Origin of the sequence: Agrobacterium vitis, assembly GCF_037039395.1 — a bacterium.
Taxonomy (GTDB): domain Bacteria; phylum Pseudomonadota; class Alphaproteobacteria; order Rhizobiales; family Rhizobiaceae; genus Allorhizobium; species Allorhizobium vitis_E.
This window is the reverse complement of the sequence record NZ_CP146242.1, coordinates 1,796,480-1,811,868: the sequence shown is the minus strand read 5'-3', so window position 1 is coordinate 1,811,868 and position 15,389 is coordinate 1,796,480. Positions and strand designations below refer to the sequence as shown.

Sequence of the window (15,389 nt, the reverse complement as noted above, 5' to 3'; positions counted from 1 at the left end):
AATCAATGCGGCCATGACGCGCCTCTTAAAAAAGGCTTGGTCAGGCCGGGTAATCCGTCAATCCGGCAAGACGGGCGGAGATGCTCTAGACAGAGTTTCACGGCGATAAACACTTCCTTTGCTTGGGATCATCCATCTGCCGGACCTTTGCAGATCGATGTTGTCCCGACAATTTGTCGGCAAGACTGTTCATCCTAGCCTTCCACCCTGCAATGCGCAGTTTGAACCGAAGCTGAACGGGTGTTAGGGTGTCCCTCTCTTCTTCGACGTCAAAAAGCCAAACGCGATAAGCCCCGATGCGATAAAACCCAGAACGACAAATCCAGGATCCTCTGCCCGAGGCGGAGCTTACGAATCGGAAACAGACCATCCACATTTTAGGTTAACTATGCCTCTCTTTTTCTCCAATGCCATGAAAGATGTCGTCGAGATCAGGCGCTACCTGCATCAGCACCCGGAACTGGGGCTTTCGGAGTTTCACACCTCCGATTATGTGGCGGGAAAACTGGAAGCCATGGGCTATGAGGTGACCAGGGGCCTGGCCCGCACCGGCATTGTCGCCACCCTGCGCAATGGCACCAGTCAGCGTTCCATCGGACTACGGGCGGATTTCGATGCCCTGCCGATCACCGAGGAAACCGGCCTCGACTATGCCAGCCTCACTCCCGGCCTGATGCATGCCTGCGGCCATGACGGTCATACGGCGATGCTGCTCGGTGCCGCCAGCATTCTGGCCGAGCGCCGCAACTTCGATGGCATCGTGCATCTGATTTTCCAGCCAGCGGAAGAAAATTTCGGCGGTGCACGGCTGATGATCGAAGACGGCTTGTTCGAGCGCTTCCCCTGCGATGCGGTCTTTGGCCTGCATAACGAACCCGGCATTGCATTCGGCCATTTTGCCTTCAAGGAAGGGCCGATCATGGCTTCGGTCGATGAATGCAAGATCACCGTAATCGGCCGGGGCGGCCACGGTGCCGAGCCGCAAAGCACCAGCGATCCGATCGTGGCAGGCGCGAGCATCGTCATGGCGCTGCAAACCATTGCGTCACGCAATATCCACCCGCTCGATCCCGTCGTCGTCACTGTCGGCGGCTTTCATGCCGGTGCCGCCAGCAATGTGATACCGGAGCGGGCAGAAATGGTCCTGACCATCCGCAGCTTCGACGATCATGTGCGCGATGAACTGGAAAGCCGCGTGCGGGCCATTGCCGAAGGGCAGGCGGCAAGCTACGGCATGACCGTGGAGATCGACTATGAGCGAGGCTATCCGGCCACCGTCAATCATAAGGCGGAAACCGATTACGTGCGCGATCTTGCCAGGCGCTTTGCCGGGGAAGACAAGGTTTTCGATATGCCGCGTCCGACCATGGGTGGCGAGGATTTTGCCTATATGCTCCAGGAAAAGCCCGGCACCTACTTCTTCCTCGGCACCAAACGCACCGAAGACGACCCGCCGCTCCATCATCCCCGCTATGATTTCAACGACGATATTATTCCGACCGGCACGGCATTCTGGGTAGAACTGGCTGAGAGCCGGCTAAAGCCGGAATAGGGTCGTCCAAGATAACAAAAACGCCCTGGTTGAGGGCGAACATAGACAGACAAAAGGCGCGGCTCCCTTCGGAACCGCGCCTTTTCACCAGCTAGATTAATTGAATTATCCGGCCTTCACCACTGCCTTGTCGTCATCGTTTAGCAGACCGCTGGTATGCAGCAAGGCTGCGAAACGGCCACCCTTGGCGCTCAATTCGTCATAGCCACCCATTTCGACGATACGGCCATGGTCGAGGAACAGAACCTGATCGGCTTCGCGCACGGTCGATAGTCTGTGGGCAATGATGAATGTCGTGCGGTTCTGGCGGAGCCGGTCGATAGCGGCCTTCACCCGTGCTTCGGTCTCGACATCCAGCGCACTGGTTGCCTCGTCCAGCACCAGGATCGGCGCATCCTTCAGGATGGCGCGGGCAATGGCGATACGCTGCCGTTCACCGCCCGATAGCCGGTTGCCACGCTCGCCGACGTCAGTATCGAAACCAGAGAGACGGCTTTCGATGAAGTCGGTCGCCGCCGCAGCCTCGGCCGCCTTGACGATATCCTCATCCGTCGCATTCTCGCGCCCGATGCGAATGTTATCGGCAATCGACCGGTTGAGAATGCCCGCATCCTGAAACACGGTCGCAATCGAGTTGCGCAGCGACTGGCGGGTAATGGTGGAGATATCGGCGCCATCGATCAGGATCTGGCCCTGCTGCGGCTCATGCACCCGTTGCAGCAGGTTGATCAAGGTCGTCTTGCCGGCACCGGTCGGCCCGACGATGGCAATCGTCTGTCCCGCCTTGACCGTGAAGGACACGTCCTTGACGCCCTGGGTCGTATTGGCGAAATCGAAGGAGACGTGACGGAACTCCACATCGCCGCGCACAGCCTGCAAATCGCGATTGCCAGCCGGCTCATCACGATCCTGCACGGAATCCTCAAGCACGTAGAAATCTTCAAGCTTGGCACGCGCCTCGAAGATCTGCGTCGAAAACTGGCGCATCTGGTCGAGACGGGCGATGAGCAGATTGGCAAAACCGATGAAGGCAATAACGTCGCCGACCCGCAATTCGCCGCTCTGCACCAGCATGGTGCCGATAATCAGGATGATCAGCATCGAAGCCGTAGAGGCGATGCGATTGAGGCCGCTGGCAATGGCCCACCAGTCCAGCACCGGATACTGAGCGTCGAGCAGCCTGCTGGTAAAGGTCTTCAGCGCTGCGGTTTCGGCCTGGATACGGTTGTAGCTATGCACGACCGAGACATTGCCGATCGTGTCGCTGACATGAGAAAACACCGTGTGATAATGGCCCTCGACGGATGCCTGTCCATCCTTGGTCTTGTCCATCACCGTCTTGCCGATCACCACATAGATCAGGCCAAGCACGATCAGCACCAGTGTCAGGCGCACATCCATGGAAAAGGCAGTCGGCACCAGCAACACGAGCGCCACCGCCGTGGCCAGATGGGTTCTCATGAATTCCAGCCAGAGGCCAAACAGCGTCTCGCTGGCGCGCAGCAGCGTATGCAGCGCATTGGACGTGCCGCGCTGGTGATGCCAGGACAGCGGCATGGAAATGATCCGGCCAAAGGCTTCGGTCAGCAGGCTGGCCCGGCGGCCATGCGCCAGCCGGTCGGCTTCGCGGGCGACAAGTACGAAGGCAATCGTGTTGAATATGCCAAAACCGCCCCAGAGGAACAGAATATCCTTGACTGGCTTGCCACTGGAAATTGCATCGATGATCCAGCCAAACAGGATCGGTTCGGCAATGGTGATCACCGCCAAAATGATATTGGCCGCCACCACGATGCTTACCTTCAGACGGTAAGCGGCAAGATATTGCAAGGCTCGCCAGTAAATTTGTAACAGGGACATGGCGTCAGTTTCTCCGGATCGGCTTCGAATTGGCCGGTTGAGGCATCGTATCACGATATTTTAAGGAGACGAACCTGAACGCTGCCTATACAGACCCGCACTTGTTGTGCAAAGTCCGGTTTTGGAATTCTCTTTTTCGCCATGCTTGCTATGGGTAAAATTTCAGGTAGCCGAATTAACAAACACATAAGCTTAACGTGTATTTTAAGAAATAGTGTTTGATAATAATTAGAGAATGTTAATGTTCAGTGTGGTGCTGGACCTAGGGGGTGCGTGTGAGTGTCAATCATCTCATACAGTTTTTGGCTGTATCTCAGGGATGCCGAAGTCGCGAGGAGCTGATCCTAGAATTGGAGAAACTCCTCGAATTTTATAAATTCGATTATTATGGCCTGGTGCGCAGTCCAAAACCTGATCAAAACCCTATGTCGCTGGTGATTGCAGGACGTTGGCCGGAAAAATGGCCACAAGTCTATATCACGAAAAAATTCGTGCTGATCGACCCTGCCATTCGCTATCTCGCGCATGCGCAACGGCCGTTCCGTTGGAGCGAAACGCTGACGGCGTTTGGCCAGGACCCGCATTTCAAACGCATGCAGCGGATGATGATGGATGCCCAGCGCTTCGGTCTGGAGGAAGGCTATGTCTTCCCCATTCACGGGCGAGGCGGATTGCTGGCCAATATGACCATTGGCGGACGACCGGTGGAACTGACCCCGATTGAGGTCATGCTGTTCGACACGGTGGCGAAATGCGCCTTCTGGCGGCTGGCGGAAATAAGCGGCGAAGACGAATTGCTGTCGACGGTGCAAAAAGTCGACGTGCGCCTGACCCGGCGTGAACTTGAAATTCTCAATTATCTCGGGGAGGGTATGACCTCGAATGAGATGAGCAAATTGCTTGAGATTTCGAACCACACCGTCGATTGGTACGTCAACGAATTGCAGGATAAGTTGAATGCCAAAAATCGGCAACATATGGTAGCAATCGCTTATCGTCTTGGTCTGATCAGCTGATAATTTCGTCTTTCTGCTGACGTGCCTAAATTGCGCGATGTCTTGCAAACCGCTATGGATCTCTTCGCAGGCGCACAATGAGCGCCTGATGAAGAGGAGGCCTATTTGTCTATTTCCAAAATCCTAGTTGCCAATCGCTCCGAAATTGCCATTCGCGTGTTTCGGGCTGCCAATGAGCTCGGCATAAAAACGGTCGCCATCTGGGCTGAGGAGGACAAGCTCTCCCTGCATCGCTTCAAGGCGGATGAAAGCTACCAGGTCGGTCGCGGTCCGCATCTGAAGCGGGATCTCGGCCCGATCGAAAGCTATCTTTCCATCGAAGAAATCATCCGTGTCGCCAAACTGTCAGGCGCGGATGCCATCCATCCGGGCTATGGCCTTCTGTCCGAAAGCCCTGAATTTGTCGATGCCTGCAACGATGCAAGTCTGATTTTCATCGGCCCGACATCCGATACGATGCGGCAATTGGGCAACAAGGTCGCCGCCCGCAATCTGGCGGTCGAAGTCGGCGTTCCCGTGGTGCCAGCCACCGAGCCACTGCCTGATGACATGGACACCGTGGCAAAAATGGCCGGCGAAATCGGCTATCCGCTGATGCTCAAGGCCTCCTGGGGCGGCGGCGGGCGCGGCATGCGGGTGATCCGCTCCGAAAGCGATCTGGCGCGCGAAGTCACGGAGGCCAAGCGCGAGGCAAAGGCCGCTTTTGGCAAGGATGAAGTCTATCTGGAAAAGCTGGTGGAAAATGCCCGCCATGTCGAAAGCCAGATCCTCGGCGATACCCATGGCAATGCCGTGCATCTGTTTGAACGCGATTGCTCGGTGCAGCGCCGCAACCAGAAAGTCGTGGAACGGGCTCCCGCCCCCTATCTTTCCGAGGCGCAGCGTCAGGAACTCGCCGCCTATTCGCTGAAAATTGCCAGAGCCACCGGCTATATCGGCGCCGGTACCGTCGAATATCTGATGGATGCCGATACTGGAAAATTCTACTTCATCGAGGTCAATCCGCGCATTCAGGTCGAGCACACCGTCACCGAAGTGGTCACTGGTATCGACATCGTCAAGGCGCAGATCCACATCCTCGAAGGGTTTGCGATCGGCACGCCGGAATCGGGCGTTCCCCGCCAGGAAGACATCCGCCTGCATGGCCATGCCCTGCAATGCCGCGTCACGACCGAGGACCCCGAGCATAATTTCATTCCCGATTATGGCCGCATCACCGCCTATCGCTCGGCGGCAGGTTTTGGCATCCGGCTTGATGGCGGCACCGCCTATACCGGCGCGATCATCACCCGTTTCTATGATCCGCTGCTGGTGAAAGTGACAGCCGCAGGCGCGTCACCGCAGGAAGCGATCAGCCGGATGGATCGGGCGCTGCGCGAATTCCGTATCCGCGGTGTCGCCACCAATCTCACCTTCCTCGAAGCGATTATCGGACACCCGAAATTTCGCAACAATACTTATACGACACGCTTCATCGATACCACGCCGGAACTGTTCGCCCAGGTCAAGCGCCAGGACCGCGCAACCAAGCTGCTCACCTATCTGGCCGACGTGACCGTCAACGGCCACCCAGAAACCAAGGGCCGTCCCAAGCCCTCGGACAAGGCGGCAAAGCCGGTCATTCCCTATATTGACGCCGGTATTACCGATGGCACCAAGCAAAAGCTCGACGCGCTGGGTCCCAAGGGCTTTGCCGAGTGGATGCGCAACGAACCGCGCGTGCTTTTGACCGACACGACCATGCGCGACGGCCATCAATCGCTGCTTGCCACCCGGATGCGCACCAATGACATCGCCCGGATCGCCAGTGTCTATGCCCACGCCCTGCCCAATCTGCTTTCCCTGGAATGCTGGGGCGGCGCGACCTTTGACGTCTCGATGCGGTTCCTGACGGAAGATCCGTGGGAACGGCTGGCGTTGATTCGCGAAGGCGCACCGAACCTGCTGCTGCAAATGCTGCTGCGCGGCGCAAACGGCGTCGGCTATACAAATTACCCTGACAATGTCGTCAAATATTTCGTCCGCCAGGCGGCAAAGGGCGGCATCGACCTGTTCCGGGTGTTCGACTGCCTGAACTGGGTCGACAATATGCGCGTCTCCATGGATGCCGTGCAGGAAGAGAACAAGCTGTGCGAGGCAGCGATTTGCTATACCGGCGATCTCCTGAACAGCGCCCGGCCAAAATATGACCTGAAATATTATACGGCTCTTGCCGCCGAACTGGAAAAGGCCGGCGCCCATATCATTGCCGTCAAGGACATGGCCGGGCTGCTGAAACCCGCTGCCGCGAAAGTCTTGTTCAAGGCGCTGCGTGAGGCGACCAGCCTGCCGATCCATTTCCACACCCATGACACATCAGGTATTTCTGCCGCCACCGTGCTGGCAGCCATCGATGCCGGTGTCGATGCCGTGGATGCCGCCATGGATGCGCTGTCGGGCAATACATCACAGCCCTGCCTCGGCTCGATCGTCGAGGCTCTGGCCGGGACAGAACGCGATCCGGGGCTGGACCCCGAATGGATCCGTCGCATTTCCTTCTATTGGGAGGCGGTCCGCGGCCAATACGCCGCCTTCGAAAGCGATCTCAAGGGTCCGGCCTCCGAAGTCTATCTGCATGAAATGCCCGGTGGTCAGTTCACCAACCTGAAGGAACAGGCCCGCTCGCTGGGGCTGGAAACCCGCTGGCACGAGGTGGCGCAGACCTATGCCGACGTCAACCAGATGTTCGGTGACATCGTCAAGGTCACGCCATCTTCCAAGGTGGTGGGCGATATGGCGCTGATGATGGTGGCGCAGGACCTGACGGTGGACGATGTCGAAAACCCGGATAAGGATATCGCCTTCCCCGATTCGGTCGTCTCGATGCTGAAGGGTGACCTCGGTCAACCGCCCGGCGGCTGGCCACAGAGCCTGCAAAAGAAGGCGTTGAAGGGCGACAAGCCGTATACGGCCGTGCCAGGCTCGCTTTTACCGCCCGCCGATCTCGATGCCGAGCGCAAGACCATTGAGGACAAGCTGGAGCGCAGTGTCAGTGATTTTGAATTCGCGTCCTACCTGATGTATCCAAAGGTGTTCACGGATTTCGCCCTGGCCTCCGATACCTATGGCCCGGTCTCGGTCCTGCCGACCCATTCCTATTTCTACGGCATGGGCGATGGCGAGGAGCTGTTTGCCGAAATCGAGAAGGGCAAGACGCTTGTCATCGTCAACCAGGCGGCCAGTGCTCCCGATGCCCAGGGCCTGGTTACGATGTTTTTCGAGCTGAACGGTCAGCCACGCCGTATCAAGGTGCCAGACCGCAGCCATGGAGCGTCCGGGGCCGCCGCCCGCCGCAAGGCGGAGGCCGCCAATGCCGCGCATATCGGTGCGCCGATGCCTGGTGTCATCTCACGGGTCTTCGTCTCGGCAGGGCAGGCCGTGAAAGCCGGGGACGTGCTGCTCTCCATCGAAGCAATGAAGATGGAAACCGCGCTGCATGCCGAACGCGATGGCAAGATTGCTGAAGTGCTGGTGAAGGCCGGTGACCAGATCGACGCCAAGGACCTGCTGATCGGCCTTGAGGCATAACAAACGAAAGAGGCGGCACGTCCCTCAGGATGCGCCGCTCTTATCCTGTTGTATTTTCGCAGACGTTACGACCGGTCGGCCATTCCGTCGTCAACGCTTTCCTCGATCCGCTCCATATCATCGTCGGACAGGCCGAAGTGATGGCCGATCTCGTGGATCAGCACATGGGTGACGATATCGCCCAGTGTTTCCTCATTTTCGGCCCAGTAGTCGAGAATGGGGCGGCGATAGAGGGTGATCTTATTGGGCACCTCGCCGGTTTCCATGCTGAAACGCTCGGAAATGCCGCGCCCTTCGAACAGGCCCAGCAGATCGAAAGGCGTTTCGAGGGCCATGTCTTCAAAAACGTCGTCGGTGGGAAAATCGGCAATCTCGATGATCAGGTTTCCGGTCAGGTCGCGAAATTCCTTCGGTAAATTGCCGAAAGCTTCGATCGCCAGCGACTCGAAAGTGCTGATTGTCGGCGCGTGTTTTTCGCGCCAGTCGTCGGATTGGTCTACCCGGGCCATGGGAACTCCTACTACAGCGCCGCGCAGAACTGACATCGCGCACCCGCCATAACACTCGAATGGACTGTGGAGGCCTGTCACCGACCGGCTCGAAGGTCAGGTAAGGGTCGTTCCGCAGTAAGATCCCCCATATAGTCTGTTTAATTGCACTTTACGAGTGCCATTCAAAACCCGGCCAGTTCCGCTTGAAAATGCGGATAATACGAACTGCCATTGAAACCGGCAGTTGATATTTCTTATTCGTTCAGGGCGAGAATGCGTAAACGTAAGGGGCGGAGAGACCCCGCCCCCTTTGCAAAGCCTGAGAGACATACCTCAGGTGGATGCCTTGTTCTGCCGGTTGGCAATCAGATCATCGACAACGCCAGGATCGGCCAGGGTCGATGTATCGCCCAGCGCACCAAAATCGTCCTCGGCGATCTTGCGCAGGATACGGCGCATGATCTTGCCGGACCGGGTTTTCGGCAGGCCGGGGGCAAACTGGATCTTGTCAGGAGCCGCAATCGGGCCAATTTCGGACCGAACATGTTTGACCAATGTCTGGCGCAAGTCTTCATTGCCCTCATGGCCCGCCATCAGCGTCACATAGCAATAAATGCCCTGGCCCTTGATGCCATGCGGATAACCCACCACGGCAGCCTCTGAGACCAGATGATGCGAAACCAGTGCCGATTCCACCTCGGCAGTCCCCAGACGGTGACCGGAGACATTCAGCACGTCATCGACGCGACCGGTGATCCAGTAATAACCGTCCTCGTCACGACGGCAGCCATCGCCGGTGAAATACTTGCCCTTATAGGTAGAGAAATAGGTCTGGACGAAGCGATTGTGATCGCCGTAGATCGTCCGCGCCTGGCCTGGCCAGCTATCGATCAGGCAGAGATTGCCATCGGCGGCCCCCTCCAGCACTTTGCCTTCATTGTCCACCAGCTCCGGCTTGACGCCGAAGAAGGGCCGGGTCGCGGAACCGGGCTTGAGATCCGTGGCGCCGGGCAGGGGGCTGATGAGAATGCCGCCGGTCTCGGTCTGCCACCATGTATCGACAATCGGGCAGCGCTGGTCGCCCACCACGTTATAATACCATTCCCAGGCTTCCGGATTGATCGGCTCACCGACCGAGCCCAGCAATCGCAGGCTGGAGCGTGAGGAGCGCTTGACGAAATCGTCTCCGGCCCCCATCAGCGAGCGGATGGCGGTGGGCGCGGTATAGAAAATATTGACCTTGTGCTTGTCGATGATTTCCCAGAACCGTCCCTGGTCGGGGAAATTGGGCACGCCTTCGAACATCACCGTCGTCGCGCAATTGGCAAGCGGCCCGTAGACGATATAGGAATGGCCGGTCACCCAGCCCACGTCTGCCGAGCACCAGAATACCTCGCCGTCCTTGTAGTCGAACACATATTCGTGGGTCATCGCCGCATAGACGAGATAACCGCCGGTCGTGTGCAGCACGCCCTTTGGCTTGCCGGTAGAGCCGGAGGTGTAGAGAATGAACAGCGGATCTTCCGCCTTCATCTTCACCGGCGGGCAATCCGGCTTCACCTTGGCGATTTCCTGATGATACCAGAGATCGCGCCCCGGAGCCCAGCCGACCTTGCCGCCGGTACGGCGCACCACCAAAACCTTGTTGACGATGACATATTGTTTCGCCGCAATGTCGATGGCGACATCGGTATTTTCCTTGAGCGCCACCGGCTTGCCGCCGCGCACCCCTTCGTCACAGGTGATCACGAAGGTCGATTCGCAATCGACGATCCGGCCAGCCAGGGCTTCAGGCGAAAAACCGCCAAACACCACCGAATGCACGGCACCAATACGCGAACACGCCAGCATGGCATAGGTCGCTTCCGGCACCATTGGCATATAGATGGTGACACGGTCGCCTTTCTTCACGCCCTGGGCTTTCAGCACATTGGCGAGCCGGCAGACATTGTCATAAAGCTGATTATAGGTGATCCGCTTGTCGATATAGGGATTGTCCCCTTCCCAGATGATCGCGGTGCGCTCACCATGGGTTTTCAGATGCCGGTCGATACAGTTGTACGATACATTGGTCAGCCCGTCCTCGAACCATTTGATCGGCACCTTGCCTTTGAAACTGGTGTTCTTGGCCTTGGTATAGGGCTTGAACCAATCGATCCGCTTGCCGTGCTTGGACCAGAATTTCTCCGGCTCCTCAATGCTTTCCTCGTACCATTTCAGGTATTTGTCGTTATCGATCAAAGCCTGGGCCTTGGCGGCCTTTAAAACGGGATAGGTCTTCGCAGACATGAAATCCTCCTGATGTGACGCAGCCATGACAGGCTGCGGAGAGCTCCTCACCTCTCTCAACATGCGACCTGACATGATGCGGTGCAGTGGCTCTGCATCATGATATAGGTGTCATACTGCCAATTCTTATCAGGTCGCCACATGGCGGCAATTAGACAAAGGTCATTTGTCTTTCAAAGAATTGCATTTCTGCGTCAACCGGCGTATATAGCCGGTGATTTCCCGGAAATTCTGGTTGTATCCACGGCTCGCGCCCGACGGCGCGTACCTACAGAAGGATTGTAATTGCATGGCCCAGACACTGCTTATGCCAAAGGCAACGGCCGTATGGCTCGTAGACAATACGGCGCTGTCATTCGAGCAGATTGCCCAGTTCTGCAAGCTGCACCCGCTTGAGGTAAAAGCCATTGCCGATGGCGAAGCCGCACAAGGCATCAAGGGTCTTGATCCCATTGCCACCGGCCAGCTTTCCCGCGACGAGATCGCGCGCGGCGAAAAAGATATTGCCCACAAGCTGAAGATTTCCGAGCCGAAGGTGCGCGTGCCTGATTCGAAGCGCCGTGGCCCCCGCTATACGCCGGTCTCCAAGCGTCAGGACCGCCCGAACGCCATTCTCTGGCTGGTGCGCAATCATCCTGAACTGAAGGATGCACAGATTTCCCGGCTGGTCGGCACCACCAAGAGCACGATCGAGCAGATCCGTGACCGCAGCCACTGGAATTCGGCCAATCTCGCGCCGATGGACCCTGTGACGCTTGGCCTGTGCAGCCAGATCGATCTGGACATGGAAGTAGAAAAAGCCTCGAAGGGCCGGCCTCTGCCGACAGCTGCCGAGCTTGGCGCCACCCTGCAATCGGCTTCGCAGACCGAACATCTCGATTTCTACGCCCAGGAAGAGGAAAAGGAAATCGACGCCAATGCCGTGTTCAAGAAGCTGCAATCGTTGAAATCGACCAATACCGAAGAAGAAGACGATCAGTACTGATCCTCATCTTTCGGGATCAAAAAATCAAACCCCGGTGGCTCCGCCCCGGGGTTTTATTCTGCGGGTTTTGTTGGTGAAATCAGCAGCCCATCAGCGATGGCCGAAAATCGCCGATCCCACCCGCACGCTGGTAGCGCCGAAGGCAATAGCCGTCTCGTAATCACCCGACATCCCCATCGACAAGCGCTCGACGCCGCACTGCCCTGCCAGCTTTGCCAGAAGAGAGAAATGCGGCCCGGGATTTTCCTCAGCTGGAGGAATGCACATCAGTCCGACAATATCGAGGCCGAGTTCCGACCGGCAAAGGGTGACGAAATCCACCGTGTCCTGCGGGGCAATGCCCGCCTTTTGTGGCTCCAGCCCGGTATTGACCTGCACATACAGCCGCAGACGACGGCCCTGCTTGGCCATTTCCTCGGCCAGGGCGCGTGCGATCTTTTCCCGGTCCACCGTTTCAATCACATCGAATAGCGCCACGGCTTCCGCTGCCTTGTTGGATTGCAACGGTCCGATCAAATGCAGCTCGATCTCAGGTGTTTCGGCTTTCAGCTGCGGCCATTTTCCTTGCGATTCCTGCACCCGGTTTTCACCGAACACCCGCTGGCCGTGCAGGATGACCGGGCGGATCGCCTCCGCATCGAAGGTTTTGGAAACGGCGACCAGCGTGACCGCCTCCGGGGTCCGATCGGCTTCGCGGCCCGCCGCAGCGATCCGGGTCCGTACCTCATCCAGTCGTTCTTCAATGGTCATCGTCAGCAATCCGTAATTTGAAATTCCGCCTGTTTTCGCGGCACTGGCCGCGAAAGGCAAGAGCCTTTGCAAGCGCATTATAGACACCGCAGTAAGGAATGCGTCCCAGGATGGCCCGATTCCGGCGCAAAACCTTGACGCTAGGACTGTTTCATGGTGAAGGTCCACCCAAATTTTCAAGCAATCCGGACGTAGCATCCCATGAGTACAGAACGTTACAATCCGCGCGATGCGGAACCTCGTTGGCAGGAAAAATGGTCTGAGGCGAAAATCTTCGAAACCGATAACGATGACAGCCGCGAAAAATACTACGTACTTGAGATGTTCCCCTACCCGTCCGGTCGCATTCATATCGGCCATGTGCGCAATTATGCCATGGGCGATGTCGTGGCCCGCTACAAGCGCGCGCGCGGCTATAACGTCCTGCATCCGATGGGTTGGGACGCTTTCGGCATGCCAGCTGAAAACGCTGCCATGCAGAACAAGGTTCATCCCAAGGACTGGACCTATCAGAACATCGCAGCGATGCGCACCCAGCTGAAATCCATGGGCCTGTCGCTGGACTGGTCGCGTGAATTCGCCACCTGCGATGTCGAATATTACCACCGCCAGCAATATCTCTTCCTCGACATGATGGAAAAGGACCTGGTCTATCGCAAGCAATCCAAGGTCAACTGGGACCCGGTCGACCAGACGGTGCTGGCCAATGAACAAGTGATCGATGGCCGCGGCTGGCGCTCGGGCGCGCTGGTCGAACAACGCGAACTGACCCAATGGTTCTTTAAGATCACCGATTTCGCCCAGGATCTGCTGGACGCGCTGGATACGCTGGATCAATGGCCGGAAAAAGTGCGGCTGATGCAGAAGAACTGGATCGGTCGCTCTGAAGGCCTGGCCATTCGCTGGGAGATCGCCGCTGGTACCGGCCCGCAGGGCTTTGCCGACGTGCAGGTCTATACGACCCGTCCTGATACGCTGTTCGGCGCCAGCTTCCTGGCGATTGCCGCCGATCATCCGCTGGCTAAGGCACTTTCAGACACATCCAGCGACATTGCTGCCTTCTGCGACGAATGCCGCAGGGCAGGGACCTCGCTGGCTGCGCTGGAAACCGCCGAGAAAAAGGGCTTGGACACGGGAATCAAGGTCAGACATCCGCTTGATCCCAGCTGGGAATTGCCCGTCTATATCGCCAATTTCGTGCTGATGGACTATGGCACCGGCGCGATCTTCGCCTGCCCGTCCGGCGACCAACGCGATCTGGATTTCGCCCGCAAATACGGTTTGCCGGTCGTGCCGGTGGTCATGCCGAAAGATGGTGACGCCGCAAGCTTTACCGTCGGCGACACCGCCTATGACGGCGACGGCGTGATGATCAATTCCCGCTTTCTCGATGGTATGACCACCACCGAGGCGTTCGATGCTGTTGCCACAAAGCTCTGCGCTGCCGATCTACACGGTGCGCCGGTTGCCGAGCGCCGGGTGAATTTCCGCCTGCGCGACTGGGGCGTGTCACGTCAGCGCTATTGGGGCTGCCCGATCCCGGTTATTCACTGTGAAGACTGCGGGGTTGTTCCGGTTCCGAAACAGGATCTGCCGGTCAAACTGCCGGATGACGTCACCTTTGACGTGCCTGGCAACCCGCTGGACCGCCACCCAACCTGGCGCAACGTCTCCTGCCCTTGCTGCGGCAAGCCCGCCCGTCGTGAAACGGATACGATGGACACTTTCGTCGATTCCAGCTGGTATTACACCCGCTTCACCGCACCGTGGGAAGACACGCCGACCAATCCGGCCGTGGCCAATCGCTGGCTGCCAGTCGATCAATATATCGGCGGCATCGAGCACGCGATCCTGCATTTGCTCTATTCCCGCTTCTTCACCCGCGCCATGTGCGAAACCGGCCATGTGGAGGCGAGCGAGCCCTTCAAGGGCCTGTTCACCCAAGGCATGGTCGTCCACGAGACCTACCGTCTCGGTAACGGTGCCAACGGTCAATGGGTGGCGCCTGCCGATATCCGCGTCGAGGATGTCGATGGCACGCGCCGCGCCTTCCTCCTGTCCTCCGGCGAGGAAGTGACGATCGGCTCCGTCGAAAAAATGTCGAAGTCGAAAAAGAACGTCATCGACCCCGACGATATTCTAGGCTCCTACGGCGCCGATACAGCGCGCTTTTTCGTTCTGTCTGATTCACCACCGGATCGCGACGTGATCTGGTCGGAAGCGGGTATCGAGGGGTCGCATCGCTTCGTCCAGCGGCTTTGGAGGCTGATTTCCGAGGCTGCCGACGTGCTGAGAACCTCCGCATCGACTCCGGCTAAGGATGGTGCGGGCAGGGCGGTTTCCCAGGTTGCCCACAAGACCTTGCAGGCTGTCGGCGCAGATCTGGACAAACTGGCCTTCAACAAGGCCGTTGCGCGGATTTACGAGTTTCTCAATGCTTTGGCAGCCCCGCTGACACAGGTGGCATCCGGAAATGCAGATGCCGGCTTCGTCGCTGCGGTGCGCAATGCCACGGAAATACTGATCCAGATCATCGCTCCGATGATGCCGCACCTGGCAGAAGAATGCTGGGCGGTGCTGGGGCATTCGGGGCTTGTCGCCCAAGCGGACTGGCCGGTTTTCGACGCTGAATTGGTGGCTGAAAACGAAGTGGTCATGCCGGTGCAGATCAACGGGAAGAAGAAGGCCGAATTGACAATCGGTCGCGATGCGGATCAGAATGCCGTCAGCCAAGCGGTGCTCGATCTGGATGCCGTCAAAGCCGCTCTTCAAGGGCAGACGCCTAAGAAGATCATTGTGGTTCCGCAGAGGATTGTGAACATTGTCGTCTGATTCACGCGTAAATTTATCCCGTCGCGCGGTTCTCGCCGCGTCCGTTG

9 protein-coding genes are annotated in these 15,389 nt (G+C 57.8%); 5 read left to right on the top strand and 4 right to left on the bottom strand.

Annotated elements, in window-relative coordinates:
* The first annotated feature begins 412 nt into the window (after window positions 1-412).
* Window positions 413-1,552, top strand: coding sequence for a M20 aminoacylase family protein (locus V6582_RS11110; protein WP_156631478.1), 1,140 nt, complete (start codon window positions 413-415; stop codon window positions 1,550-1,552).
* Between the two features lie 105 nt (window positions 1,553-1,657).
* On the opposite strand, the gene V6582_RS11105 is transcribed toward V6582_RS11110, so the two are convergent.
* A complete protein-coding gene (locus tag V6582_RS11105) occupies window positions 1,658-3,412 on the bottom strand; it encodes a glucan ABC transporter ATP-binding protein/ permease (protein ID WP_156631418.1) in 1,755 nt (584 codons plus the stop codon).
* A 275-nt stretch (window positions 3,413-3,687) separates the two neighbouring features.
* On the opposite strand from V6582_RS11105, the gene V6582_RS11100 reads away from it, so the two are divergent.
* A complete protein-coding gene (locus V6582_RS11100; protein WP_337739217.1) occupies window positions 3,688-4,428 on the top strand; it encodes a helix-turn-helix transcriptional regulator in 741 nt (246 codons plus the stop codon).
* Window positions 4,429-4,533: 105 nt separating this feature from the next.
* Window positions 4,534-7,995, top strand: coding sequence for a pyruvate carboxylase (pyc, locus tag V6582_RS11095; protein ID WP_156631419.1), 3,462 nt, complete (start codon window positions 4,534-4,536; stop codon window positions 7,993-7,995).
* A 65-nt stretch (window positions 7,996-8,060) separates the two neighbouring features.
* On the opposite strand, the gene V6582_RS11090 is transcribed toward pyc, so the two are convergent.
* Together V6582_RS11090 and acs are read right to left on the bottom strand one after the other, a co-directional pair.
* The gene (locus tag V6582_RS11090) at window positions 8,061-8,504 is read right to left on the bottom strand and encodes a metallopeptidase family protein (protein ID WP_015917590.1); all 444 of its coding nucleotides are present in this window, start codon (window positions 8,502-8,504) and stop codon (window positions 8,061-8,063) included.
* A 315-nt stretch (window positions 8,505-8,819) separates the two neighbouring features.
* Complete coding sequence (acs, locus tag V6582_RS11085) at window positions 8,820-10,775, bottom strand: acetate--CoA ligase (RefSeq protein ID WP_156631420.1); 1,956 nt, start codon at window positions 10,773-10,775, stop codon at window positions 8,820-8,822.
* A gap of 289 nt (window positions 10,776-11,064) precedes the next feature.
* On the opposite strand from acs, the gene V6582_RS11080 reads away from it, so the two are divergent.
* Window positions 11,065-11,760, top strand: coding sequence for a DUF1013 domain-containing protein (locus V6582_RS11080; RefSeq protein ID WP_156531676.1), 696 nt, complete (start codon window positions 11,065-11,067; stop codon window positions 11,758-11,760).
* Between the two features lie 90 nt (window positions 11,761-11,850).
* Here the strand turns inward: V6582_RS11080 and V6582_RS11075 are convergent, their stop codons facing one another.
* Window positions 11,851-12,510, bottom strand: a complete 660-nt coding sequence (locus V6582_RS11075) for a YggS family pyridoxal phosphate-dependent enzyme (protein ID WP_156631421.1) — start codon at window positions 12,508-12,510, stop codon at window positions 11,851-11,853.
* 201 nt (window positions 12,511-12,711) lie between these two features.
* Between V6582_RS11075 and leuS the strand changes: the two genes are divergently transcribed.
* Window positions 12,712-15,342 carry a leucine--tRNA ligase gene (leuS, locus tag V6582_RS11070; protein WP_156631422.1) on the top strand — a complete coding sequence of 877 codons (2,631 nt, stop codon included), beginning with the start codon at window positions 12,712-12,714 and terminating at the stop codon, window positions 15,340-15,342.
* The last annotated feature ends 47 nt before the right edge of the window (window positions 15,343-15,389 follow it).